The organism is Pseudomonas sp. Teo4 (genome assembly GCF_034387475.1).
Taxonomy (GTDB): Bacteria; Pseudomonadota; Gammaproteobacteria; order Pseudomonadales; family Pseudomonadaceae; genus Aquipseudomonas.
The window spans coordinates 1206349-1218510 of record NZ_JAXCIL010000001.1 but is presented as its reverse complement, the minus strand read 5'-3'; the positions used below and the strand labels follow the sequence as shown (position 1 = coordinate 1218510).

At 63.5% G+C, this 12162-nt stretch carries 11 protein-coding genes; 10 read left to right on the top strand and 1 reads right to left on the bottom strand.

Annotated elements, in window-relative coordinates:
* The first annotated feature begins 1 nt into the window (after position 1).
* The 4 genes from PspTeo4_RS05775 (at position 2) to PspTeo4_RS05760 (ending at position 4772) form a co-directional block, all read left to right on the top strand.
* Complete coding sequence (locus tag PspTeo4_RS05775) at positions 2–1042, top strand: DUF3445 domain-containing protein (RefSeq protein WP_322362783.1); 1041 nt, start codon at positions 2–4, stop codon at positions 1040–1042.
* A 74-nt stretch (positions 1043–1116) separates the two neighbouring features.
* Complete coding sequence (locus tag PspTeo4_RS05770; RefSeq protein WP_322362782.1) at positions 1117–2313, top strand: MFS transporter; 1197 nt, start codon at positions 1117–1119, stop codon at positions 2311–2313.
* Between the two features lie 220 nt (positions 2314–2533).
* Positions 2534–3604 (top strand): enoyl-CoA hydratase/isomerase family protein, encoded by a 1071-nt coding sequence (locus PspTeo4_RS05765; protein WP_322362781.1) that lies wholly within the window; start codon positions 2534–2536, stop codon positions 3602–3604.
* Between the two features lie 16 nt (positions 3605–3620).
* A complete protein-coding gene (locus tag PspTeo4_RS05760) occupies positions 3621–4772 on the top strand; it encodes an acyl-CoA dehydrogenase family protein (protein ID WP_322362780.1) in 1152 nt (383 codons plus the stop codon).
* Between the two features lie 69 nt (positions 4773–4841).
* Here the strand turns inward: PspTeo4_RS05760 and PspTeo4_RS05755 are convergent, their stop codons facing one another.
* Complete coding sequence (locus PspTeo4_RS05755) at positions 4842–6245, bottom strand: purine-cytosine permease family protein (protein ID WP_322362779.1); 1404 nt, start codon at positions 6243–6245, stop codon at positions 4842–4844.
* 317 nt (positions 6246–6562) lie between these two features.
* On the opposite strand from PspTeo4_RS05755, the gene PspTeo4_RS05750 reads away from it, so the two are divergent.
* The 6 genes from PspTeo4_RS05750 to PspTeo4_RS05725 all read left to right on the top strand — a co-directional run bounded on the left by PspTeo4_RS05750 (position 6563) and on the right by PspTeo4_RS05725 (position 12098).
* Complete coding sequence (locus PspTeo4_RS05750) at positions 6563–7048, top strand: flavin reductase family protein (RefSeq protein WP_322362778.1); 486 nt, start codon at positions 6563–6565, stop codon at positions 7046–7048.
* Between the two features lie 66 nt (positions 7049–7114).
* Positions 7115–8155: an LLM class flavin-dependent oxidoreductase gene (locus tag PspTeo4_RS05745; protein ID WP_322362777.1), complete on the top strand. Its 1041-nt coding sequence runs from the start codon at positions 7115–7117 to the stop codon at positions 8153–8155.
* 470 nt (positions 8156–8625) lie between these two features.
* Positions 8626–9222, top strand: a complete 597-nt coding sequence (locus PspTeo4_RS05740; protein WP_003258678.1) for an amino acid synthesis family protein — start codon at positions 8626–8628, stop codon at positions 9220–9222.
* Positions 9223–9287: 65 nt separating this feature from the next.
* The gene (locus PspTeo4_RS05735; RefSeq protein WP_322362776.1) at positions 9288–10121 is read left to right on the top strand and encodes an alpha/beta fold hydrolase; all 834 of its coding nucleotides are present in this window, start codon (positions 9288–9290) and stop codon (positions 10119–10121) included.
* On the top strand, positions 10118–11599 hold the full coding sequence (locus PspTeo4_RS05730; RefSeq protein ID WP_322362775.1) for an aldehyde dehydrogenase: 1482 nt from the start codon (positions 10118–10120) through the stop codon (positions 11597–11599). The genes PspTeo4_RS05735 and PspTeo4_RS05730 overlap by 4 nt, the downstream gene beginning before the upstream one ends.
* 13 nt (positions 11600–11612) lie before the next feature.
* Positions 11613–12098 carry a flavin reductase family protein gene (locus PspTeo4_RS05725; protein ID WP_322362774.1) on the top strand — a complete coding sequence of 162 codons (486 nt, stop codon included), beginning with the start codon at positions 11613–11615 and terminating at the stop codon, positions 12096–12098.
* Positions 12099–12162: the final 64 nt, after the last annotated feature.

Below are 12162 nucleotides of genomic sequence, written 5' to 3'. Positions count from 1 at the left end.
CATGACCGTGTTCAAGCCGATCGAAACCTATTCCGACGACTACACCTACAGCAACAGCCCCGAGGCTATCCTGCGCCTGCCCTTCCCGTACCCGGAAGACCAGTACATGTACTCGATGAACGTCGAGCCCCATGTACCGTTCGGCAACGGCGCCCTGCGGGCCCAGTTCGACATCGATGAGCACTACATCTCCGAGTGCCACCACCGTGCCCAGACCCTCGACAGCCAGCCGGGCGTTCACTACGCCGCGCTGCCGCACATGATGGAAGCGCAGTGGGACCTGCTGGAGCTGCTGATGGAGTCCTACTCGCGGGACTTCCCCGAGCATTTCACCCTGGAGAAGAACGGCAGCCAGTGGCACTGGGTCAACCGCCCACTGCAGATCGACCAGACCTTCACCTTCGGCGACGCCAGTACCCTGCCGATGGAGCCGATGGAGTACATCACCCGTCAGGCCCAGGGCGAGTTCATCCTGCTCGAAGAGCGTGACGAAACCCTGGTGATGGGTGCCGGCATGGCCACCCAGCGCGCCGACTACTCGCTGCGCTTCAACCTGGGCATGAGCTTCATGGAGTTCCACGGCCCGGTGCCGAAGCTGCATGAAATGGGCATTCTGCAGCGGGCACTGAAGTTCCTGCTGCGCCTGCGCCCCGGCCACCCGGTGCGCCGCACCAACTGGTCGATCACCGTCAATCCGCGCCTGGAAACCTCGGCCGAAACCCTGCCGGACTGGGCACCGGACCGCACCACCGTGACGGCGGAAAACGCCGGCGACTTGGTCAACCTGCGCATCGAGTTGCAGCCACTGCACCGCCTGCCACGCAGCAACGCCGTGCTGTTCCCGGTACGCACCTACCTGGTCAGCCTCAAGGAGCTGGCCGAGGCCGCGCCGCAGTGGGCCAAACGCATGCACCGGGTGATCCGCGACCTGGACCAGGAACTGGTCGATTACAAGGGTTTCACCCGTTACCGCGACGCGATGGTCACCTGGCTGTCGCAGTACGACGACGGTACGCCTGTCGACGAAAGTCTGCAGCAGTAAGCCTTTAACCCACGAGCGCGCCATACTGGCGCGCTTTTTTGTAATGCCATGCTTGCCAACCAGGGATCACCCCGATGAAAAAAACAATACGCAATGCCTTGCCCGAAAGCTGGAGTCTGGTGTTCTCCGCTGCAGCCTCCGCCTATGGCGTGGGCCTGCTCGGCCTTTGGGCGCTACCGTTCCTGATCAGCGCGATCATCAATGACCTCAAGCTGAACGAAGCCCAGGCCGGGCTGCTGATGTCGGCCGAGTTCATCTTCACCATGCTCGCCTCCCTGCTGGTATCGCCCTTCATGGGCCGCGCTCCGCGCCGTACCCTGGCGCTGGGCGGCACCCTGCTGGCGGTAGCCGCCAACCTGGTCAGCGCCCACATGACCGACCTCTATGCCCTGGGCGCCGTGCGCTGCGTGGCCGGGGTCGGTGCCGGCCTGGCGCTGGCCTGTGGTAACGCCTGTGTGGCCAGTGCCAAGCAGCCCGACCGCATCGCCGGGCACATGAACATCCTCTCGGTGCTGCTGATGATCGTGGTCATGCTCGGCTACGCCAAGGTCATGGCACTGTTTGGCCTGGCCGGCCTGTACTACGCGATGGCCGCCACCATGGCGGTGATGCTGCTGGCGATTCCTGTGATGGAGCAACGCGCCCCGGTGGTCGAAGTGACACTGGCGACCCACAAAGGCTCGAACAATGTGCTGCTGAGCCTGCCGGCCATCTGCATGATGCTGGCCATGTTCGTGTTCCAGGCCCGCGACACCATGGGCTGGGCGTTCGTCGAGCGCATCGGCACCATGGTCGGCTACAGCGGTGACGAGTTGGGCGTGTTGCTGTCGTTCCAGTCCTTCGTCGGCCTGATCGGCCCGCTGCTGGCGGCCATGATCGGCAAGCGCTTCGGCCTCAGCACCCCAGTGATCCTGGCCATTCTGCTGACCGGCGCGACCAGCCTGTGCTATGTGCTGGGCGAGCATTCCAAGACCATGTACACCGTCGGCGTGATGACCATCTGCATCACCTACTTCTATGCGCTTAGCTACCTCACCGGCCTGGCCGCCGCACTTGACCGCGAGGGCCGTATCGTCGCGGCGGCAAGCAGCTTCCTGAGCTTGGGCCTGGCCGTGGGGCCGGCGATTTCCGGCGGCTTGATCTCGCTGGGCGGCTTCAGCCTGGCCGCTTGGGGTATTGGGGTGACCGTGGTGCTGACCTTGTTGCTGGTAGCCATTCCCCTGGCGAGCATTCGCCGCGAGCACTTGCCAGCCGAACTGGCAACCGCCTGACCCTCCCTCCGTTGAACATCCGGGCAGGCAACGCTTGCCCGGTCGCGACACCGCGTTAAAGTGGCATTACCTGTCCGGAAGGCGCGCATAAGGCAAAAATGCAGGACACCCCTGCAGATTTGCCGATTGTGCACGGTAAATTCGCATGCCACGATCCTGCGACACTCCAGCGCACTCCAGACTTCACTTGGAAAATCAATAACAAAGCAGGGAGAACGCGATGACCGCGCATGCTCACATCTCGGCAACGGATCATGTCTTGGCCGAGGTTCGCAACCAGATTGGCCACCTTACCCTCAACCGCCCTGCCGGCCTCAATGCCCTGACCCTGGACATGGTGCGCAGCCTGCGCCAGCACTTCGACCGCTGGGCCGACGATGCGCAGGTCAAGGCCGTGGTGCTGCGTGGCGAAGGCCCCAAGGGCTTCTGCGCCGGTGGCGATATCCGGTCGCTGCATGACAGCTACAAGGCCGGCGACACGCTGCACGAAGACTTCTTCGTCGAGGAATACGCCCTCGACCAGCTCATCCATCGCTACCGCAAACCAGTGCTGGTATTGATGGACGGTTTTACCCTCGGCGGCGGCATGGGCCTGGCCCAGGGCGCGGACCTGCGCATCGTCACCGAGCGCAGCCGCTTAGGCATGCCCGAGGTGGGCATCGGTTACTTCCCTGATGTAGGCGGCAGCTACTTCCTGCCACGCATTCCCGGTGAACTGGGTATCTACCTGGGCGTGAGCGGCGTACAGATCCAGGCCGCCGATGCGCTCTACTGCGGGCTGGCCGACTGGTACCTGTCCAGTGACGCGCTGACCACCCTGGACCAGGGCCTGGATCGCATCAGCTTCGGCGAGTACCCGCTCAAGGACCTGCAGAACCTGCTGGCCACCCTCGGCACCCAGGTGCTGGACGACGCGCCGCTGGAAAAGCTGCGCCCGGTCATCGACCACTACTTCGCCCTGCCCGACCTGCCAGCCATCATCGAGCAACTGCGTGCGGTCAGCATCGGTGACAGCCGCCAATGGGCCATGACAACCGCCGACCTGCTGGAAAGCCGCTCGCCGCTGGCCATGGCGGTGACCCTGGAGATGCTGCGCCGTGGTCGCCGCCTGGCGCTGGAAGACTGCTTCGCCATGGAGCTGCATCTGGACCGACAATGGTTCGCCCACGGCGATATCATCGAAGGCGTACGCGCCCTGATCGTCGACAAGGACAAACAGCCACGCTGGAACCCGCCGACCCTGTCTGGGCTGAGCCGCCAGCGCGTCGACCAATTCTTCGAAGGCCTGTGAGCCTGGGAGTACGCACATGCAAGACCTGGAACTGAGCGAAGAGCAGATCATGATCCGCGACATGGCCCGGGACTTCGCCCGCGGCGAGATCGCACCCCACGCCCAGGCCTGGGAAAAGGCCGGCTGGATCGATGACGGCGTGGTGAAGAAGATGGGCGAGCTGGGCCTGCTCGGCATGGTGGTGCCCGAGGACTTCGGCGGCAGCTACACCGACTATGTCGCCTATGCCTTGGCCGTCGAAGAAATCGCCGCCGGCTGCGGCGCCACCGGGGCGATGATGAGCATCCACAACTCGGTTGGCTGCGGCCCACTGCTGGCCTATGGCACGCCCGAGCAACAGCAGGCCTGGCTGCCACGCCTGGCCAGCGGCGAAGTGATTGGCTGCTTCTGCCTGACCGAGCCGCAAGCCGGCTCGGAAGCGCACAACCTGCGCACCCGCGCCGAGCTGGTGAACGGCGAATGGGTGATCAACGGCGCCAAGCAGTTCGTCAGCAACGCACGTCGGGCGAAGCTTGCCATCGTCTTCGCGGTGACCGACCCGGAGCTGGGCAAGAAAGGCCTGTCGGCGTTTTTGGTGCCCACCGACAACCCGGGCTTCAAGGTGGATCGCAGCGAACACAAAATGGGCATCCGCGCCTCCGACACCTGCGCGGTCACCCTCGACAACTGCCGCATCCCGGCCGCCAACATCCTCGGCGAGCGCGGCAAGGGCCTGGCCATCGCCCTGTCGAACCTGGAAGGCGGGCGCATTGGCATTGCTGCTCAAGCCTTAGGCATCGCCCGCGCCGCATTCGAGGCCGCCCTGGCCTATTCCCGCGACCGCGTGCAGTTCGGCAAGCCGATCAACGAGCACCAGAGCATCGCCAATCTGCTGGCCGACATGCAGGTGCAGATCAACGCCGCACGCTTGTTGATCCTGCATGCCGCACGCCTGCGCAGCGCCGGCAAGCCGTGCCTGTCGGAGGCTTCCCAGGCCAAGCTGTTCGCCTCGGAAATGGCCGAGCGGGTGTGCTCGATGGCGATCCAGGTGCATGGCGGCTATGGCTACCTGGAGGACTACCCGGTAGAGCGGCATTACCGCGATGCGCGTATCACGCAGATCTACGAAGGCTCCAGCGAGATTCAGCGGATGCTCATTGCGCGGGAGCTCAAGCACTACGCGCTGTAATCGGTACCCCTGAAACAACGATGGCGCTGCCTTTGCGGGCAGCGCCATCGCTCTATCTAGACGGTGGCGTCAGTCATTCACACCAACAGCCCGCCCCGCTTTCTCTTCCTTGCCACGGGTCGCCAGGCAGTAGTACAGCGGCACCGTCACCAGCAAGCCGAACAGCCACGACAGGTCAGCCCCTTCGACGATGTTCGAGTACGGCCCGACATACAGTGACGTGTTGGCGAACGGCAGCTGCACCAGAATCCCGCAGGCGTAGGCGATGATCGCGTGGTGGTTGACGCGCCCGTAAATTCCGCCGTCGGCGCGGAAGATCGAGGCGATGTCGTACTGGCCCTTCTTGATCAGGTAGAAGTCGATCAGGTTGATCGAGGCCCACGGCACCAGTACCAGCAGCAACGCCAGGATCAGGCCGATGAACTGGCCGATGAAGCCCGCCGAAGCATTCAAGGCTACCAGGCCGCAGCTCAGCAGAATCACCGCAGCCAGAATCACCCGCACCTTGATGCTTGGGGTCCACTGGGCGACGAAGGTCTGGATGGCGGTGACGATCGACAGCACAGCGCCATACAAGTTGAGCGCGTTGTGGCTGATGATGTTGAGCAGGAACAGCACCATCAGAATCGGACCCAACCAGCCGGTGGCTTGTTTGACCGCGTCCATGGCATCGGTGCCTTCTGGCACGCACAGCACTGCCACCGCACCAAAGCTGAAGCACAGGATGGTGCCCAGGGTGGCGCCGAAATACGTGGCCCAGAATGGCTTGGCGATACCGACTTCCTTGGGCAGGTAGCGCGAATAGTCGGAGGTGTACGGCGAGAAGCTGATCTGCCAGATGGTGCCCAGCGAAACGGTGGCAACGAAGCCCGACAGGTTGAACGCACCGCGGCTGAAGAAGTCGGCCGGCAGTTCCTGGGCGAACATCATGATGAAGCCTGCCAGCAACGCCGAACCCATCACCCAGGTACCGATGCGGTTAAGGGTATGGATGAAGCGGTAGCCGATCACGCCAATGGCCGTGGCGCTCAGGGCACCGATGATGATGGCGGTGGGCATCGGCACGCCGGGGGCGATGCCGTGGATCGACTTGCCCGCCAGCACGATGTTGGAAATGAAGAAGCCGACATAGATGAGCGCGGTGAAGAACACGATCAGCAAGGCGCCGTAACGGCCAAACTGGCCACGGCTCTGGACCATCTGTGGAATGCCCAGCTGCGGTCCCTGCGCAGAGGCCAGGGCGAGTACCACGCCCCCCAGAAGATGACCCAGCACGATGGCGAACAGCCCCCACACCAGGTTCAGGTGGAACACCTGGACCACCATGGCGCCGGTAACGATGGGCAGTGGCGCGATGTTGGTACTGAACCAGAGGGTGAACAGGTCACGCGCCTTCCCATGGCGCTCGGCAGGTGGAACGTAATCGACCGTGTGATTCTCGACAAACTGGTGTTGCGACGACGGTTGGGACATAGGATTTCAGCTCGAAAGGTCGTTTTTATCTTTGTAAGGAAACCGCTCGGGGCGGCCTCTCAGCTGCGGACCATATTATGGTATTCCAAACTTTTGACAACACTGATGCGGCTTAAAAATCTTCAACTGATCCGGTTCAGCAACCAGGCTTGAGCCTTTAGATTTTTCTCAAACCCACTGTTCATGCGGCCTTGCGCCATTCATCGTGATTTTGCCGCGTTGCAAAATTCCGCTTGCAAATCGAGTATTACGGTATACCATCAGACACATCAACGATAAAAACCGCGGACCACCGCAGCCCTTCTGAGGTACACGACATGATCGACGCAACCGTCTACAAGAACGTCCTGGGCTCCTTCCCGTCCGGCGTCACGGTCATCACCACCCTGGACGACGACGGCTCGATCGTCGGCCTCACTGCCAGCGCATTCTCGTCCCTGTCCATGGACCCGCCGCTGGTGCTGTTCTGCCCCAACTACAGCTCCGACTCCTACCCCGTGCTGATGCGCAACAAGCGTTTCGCCATCCACCTGCTCTCCGGCGAGCAGCAGGCTGAAGCCTACGCGTTCGCCAAGAAAGGCAAGGACAAGGCCGCCGGTATCGAGTGGACCCTGAGCGAGCTGGGCAACCCGATTCTGGCTGGCGCCACCGCCGTCATCGAATGCGAACTGTGGCGTGAATACGAAGGTGGCGACCACGCCATCATGGTCGGCAAGGTGCACAACCTGATCGTCCCCGAAGAGGCTCCACGGCCGATGGTCTACTGCCGCGGCAAGATGGCCAGCCTGCCCGCCTTCGCCTGAGACGCCTATCGTCATTAATGACGCCTGGCGCGCCAGGCGACACCTTAAAGCTCCGAGGAAAGCCCCATGAAATTTTCGTTGTTCGTGCACATGGAACGTTGGGATGAACAGGTCAGCCACCGCCAGCTGTTCGAAGACCTGACCGAACTGACCCTGATGGCCGAGAACGGCGGTTTCAGCACCGTGTGGATCGGCGAACACCACGCCATGGAATACACCATTTCGCCAAGCCCGATGCCGCTGCTGGCGTACCTCGCCGCGCGCACCGAAAAGATCCGCCTGGGCGCCGGCACCATCATCGCGCCGTTCTGGAACCCGATTCGCGTGGCCGGTGAATGCGCCCTGCTCGATGTGATCAGCAATGGCCGCATGGAAGTGGGCCTGGCCCGTGGCGCCTACCAGTTCGAATTCGACCGCATGGCGGGTGGCATGCCGGCCACTGATGGCGGCAAGGCACTGCGCGAGATGGTGCCGGTGGTGCGTAAGCTGTGGGAGGGTGACTACGCCCATGACGGCGAAGTCTACAAATTCCCCACCTCCACCAGCGTGCCGAAACCGTTCAACGCCACGCCGCCGATGTGGATCGCCGCCCGCGACCCGGACTCGCACAACTTCGCCGTGGCCAACGGCTGCAACGTCATGGTCACCCCGCTGATGAAGGGCGACGAAGAAGTGCTGGACCTGAAGAACAAGTTCCAGGCAGCGCTGGACAACAACCCCGAGGTGCCACGCCCGCAACTGATGGTGTTGCGTCACACCCACGTGCACAGCCCGTCGGAGCCTGAAGGCTGGAAGGTCGGCGCCCAGGCCATTTCGCGCTTCTACCGCACGTTCGACGCCTGGTTCGGCAACAAGACCACCCCGGTCAACGGTTTCCTTGAGCCAAGCCCGGAATCGAAGTTCGCCGAAGTGCCGGCGTTCGAGCTGGAGAACATTCGCAAGAACACCATGATCGGCACGCCGGAAGAGATCATCGCGCGGATCAAGTACTACCAGGAACTGGGCGTCGACGAGTTCAGCTTCTGGTGCGACAACAGCCTGCCCCACGCCGAGAAGAAGAAGTCGCTCGAGCTGTTCATCAAGGAAGTGGTGCCGGCGTTCGCCTGAATTCCCATTGCCTGAAATTGTTGCGGGATGAGCCCGCTCCCGTGGGCCGTTGAGGCCCGCGTGAGCGGGTATTTTTTTGGGGTTCGCCGGGGTATTTGCAGTGGCGTTGAGATCGAGCGCCGCCCGCGCGGCGCATCGCGAGCAAGGCTCGCTCCTACGTTTGTTTCGGGCCAGTTATGCCTGTGGGAAACGCGCGCGACCGCCTTGTTTGTACGACTCGATATCGCGCCATGCGCCAAAGCGGTCGCGCGCGTCTGTCACAGGCGTTATTGGCCGTAACAAACGTAGGAGCGAGCCTTGCTCGCGATGCGCCGCGCGGGCGGCGCTCGATCTCATGACCACCACTCAAGACATGCATCAGCCCACCTTTCGTCCCCTGACCAGAGAAATTTTCAGGCACCTCTTGCACAACAAATATTATGGTATACCATCAGACAACAAGAGCTGATAACCCTCACCAGGAGCCCCCCATGAGTTTCGAAATCCGCAAGATCGTCACCTACTCCGAAGAGACCCGCATCGAAGGCGGCAAAGCCACCGACAAGCCGGTGACCATGGTCGGCCTGGCCGTCGTGATCAAGAACCCATGGGCCGGTCGCGGTTTCGTTGAAGATCTGAAGCCGGAAATCCGTGCCAACTGTTCCGACCTGGGCGCACTGATGGTCGAGCGCCTGACCGCCGCCATCGGCGGTGCGGACAAGATCGAAGCCTACGGCAAGGCTGCCGTGGTCGGCGCCGACGGCGAAATCGAGCACGCCTCCGCCGTGATCCACACCCTGCGCTTCGGCAACCACTACCGCGAAGCCGTGCAGGCCAAGAGCTACCTGAGCTTCACCAACAAGCGCGGCGGCCCAGGCACCTCGATCCAGATCCCGATGATGCAAAAGGACGACGAAGGCCTGCGTTCGCACTACATCACCCTGGAAATGCAGATCGAAGACGCCCCGCGCGCCGATGAAATCGTCGTGGTCCTGGGTGCTTCCGATGGCGGCCGCCTGCACCCACGCATTGGCAACCGCTACATCGACCTGGAAGAACTGGCTGCCGAAAAAGCCAACGCTCAATAACAACAACCAGACGGGCCGGGGCGTTGCGTGCAAGCGCCACGCCCGACCTTCAAGGAGCGCCCTCCATGATTCAGCCTGTCGCTGAACGTACACCGGCCGGGACCAGCTACCTGGTTCAAGGCCAGGGCCAACCCGTGGTGCTGATCCACGGCGTGGGCCTGAACAAAGAAATGTGGGGCGGGCAATTCGTGGGCCTGGCCAACGACTACCGTGTCATCGCCTATGACATGCTCGGCCACGGCCAGAGCGCCCTGCCCGCCACCGACATCGGCCTGGAAGGCTACGCCGCCCAACTGGCCGAACTGCTCGACCATCTGCAGATTCCCCAAGCCACCGTGATCGGCTTCTCCATGGGCGGCCTGGTGGCTCGCGCCTTCGCCCTCAACCACCCGCAGCGCCTAGCCGCGCTGGTGGTGCTCAACAGCGTGTTCAACCGCACCCCCGAGCAGAGCGCCGGCGTCATCGCCCGTGCCGCCCAGGCTGCGGAGCTCGGCCCGGACGCCAACGTCGACGCCGCGCTCGACCGCTGGTTCAGCCGCGAATACAAAGCCGCCAACCCCGCGCAGGTCGCCGCCATCCGCCAAGTGCTGGCGAGCAACGACCCGCAGGGCTATCACACCACTTACGCGCTGTTCGCCACCCAGGACATGTATCGCGCAGACGACCTGGGCAGTATCCAGGTGCCGACGCTGATCGCCACCGGTGAACTCGACGCGGGCTCCACCCCGGCCATGACCCGCCAGCTCGCCGCGCGCATTCCCGGCGCGCAAAGCGTGGTGCTCGCCGAACAACGGCATATGATGCCGGTTGAAGCGCCCCGTGAAGTCAACAAGATGCTGCTGGACTTCCTCGCGCAAGCCCGCACCCTTACCGAATCCGCCAAGGGGATTGTTGCATGACCCTCGTTCGTTTCCAGATGTGCATCGACGGCCAATGGCTCGATGCCCAGAGCGGCAAGACCTTCGACAGCCTCGACCCGGCCACCGCCAAGGCCTGGGCGCAACTGCCCGACGCCGATGAAGCCGATGTCGAACTGGCCGTGCAGGCCGCCCAGCGCGCCTTCGACAGCAAAGCCTGGCGCGGCCTCACCGCCACCGCCCGGGGCAAATTGCTGCGCCGCCTCGGCGACCTGATTGCCGAAAACAAAGAACACCTCGCCCAGCTGGAGAGCCGTGACAACGGCAAGCTGATCCGCGAAACCCGTGGCCAGGTCGGCTACCTGCCGGAGTTCTTCCACTACACCGCAGGCCTGGCTGACAAGCTCGAAGGCGGCACCCTGCCGCTGGACAAGCCCGACCTGTTCGCCTACACCGTGCACGAGCCCATCGGCGTGGTGGCCGGGATCATCCCGTGGAACAGCCCGCTGTACCTGACCGCCATCAAACTGGCCCCGGCCCTGGCCGCCGGCAACACCATCGTGCTCAAGCCGTCCGAGCACGCTTCGGCGACCATTCTCGAGCTGGCTCGCCTGGCGCTTGAAGCCGGCTTCCCGGCGGGTGTGGTCAACGTGGTCACAGGCTTTGGCCCAAGCACCGGCGCGGCACTTACCCGCCACCCGCTGGTGCGCAAGATCGCCTTCACCGGCGGCGCCGCCACCGCACGCCATGTGGTGCGCAGCAGCGCCGAGAACTTCGCCAAGCTGTCGCTGGAGCTGGGTGGCAAGTCGCCGAACATCATCTTCGCCGACGCCGACCTGGACAGCGCCATCAACGGCGCCGTGGCCGGCATCTACGCCGCCTCCGGGCAAAGCTGCGTGGCAGGCTCGCGCCTGCTGGTGCAGGACGAGATCTTCGACGAATTCGTCGAGCGCCTGATCGCCCGCGCCAAGCGTATTCGCATCGGCAACCCGCAAGACGACGCCAGCGAAATGGGCCCGATGGCCACCGCCCAGCAACTGGCCGTGGTCGAAGGCCTGGTGGCTGCGGCCAAAGCCGAAGGCGCCAAGTTGCACATGGGTGGCAAGCGTGCCGAAGTTGAAGGTGACGGCTGGTTCTACGAACCGACCCTGTTCGAGTGCGACAGCAACTCGATGACCATCATGCAGGAAGAAGTGTTCGGCCCGGTCGCCGCGGTAATCCGCTTCAAGACCGAGGAAGAGGCCCTGGCAATCGCCAACGACTCGCAGTTCGGCCTGGCGGCCGGCATCTGGACCCGCGACCTGGGCCGCGCCCATCGCCTAGCCCGCGACGTGCGTTCCGGCATCATCTGGGTCAACACCTACCGCGCCGTGTCGGCCATGGCGCCGATCGGTGGCTTCAAGAACAGCGGCTACGGCCGTGAGAGCGGCATCGATTCGGTGCTGGCCTATACCGAGCTGAAGACCGTGTGGATCAACCTGTCCACCGCGCCGATGCCCGACCCATTCGTGATGCGCTAAGAGGTAACACGAGATGATCGAACCTGGCATCTACAAAGACGTGATGGGCTCCTTCCCGTCCGGCGTCACGGTGGTCACCACCCTGGACGCCGACGGCGCCATCGTCGGCATCACCGCCAGCGCGTTCAGCGCGCTGTCGATCGACCCGGCACTGGTGCTGTTCTGCCCCAACTACGCCTCCGACACCTACCCGATCCTGCGTGACAGCAAGCAGTTCGCAATCCACCTGCTGTCGGCGGACCAGACCGCCGAGGCCTATGCCTTCGCCGGCAAGGGCAAGGACAAGGCCAAGGGCATCGACTGGCACCTGAGCGAGCTGGGTAACCCGTTGCTGAGCAAGGCCACGGCGATCATCGAGTGCGAACTGTGGCGCGAGTACGACGGCGGCGACCACGCGATCATCGTCGGCGCGGTGAAGAACCTGGTGCTGCCCGAGCAGCCGGTGACGCCGATGGTGTATCACAAGGGCAAGCTGGGGGCATTGCCGCCGTTGGGTTGATAGCACTGGGGCCGCTTTGCGGCCCATCGCAGGCTCCGCCAGCTCCCACGGCATTCATGCACCC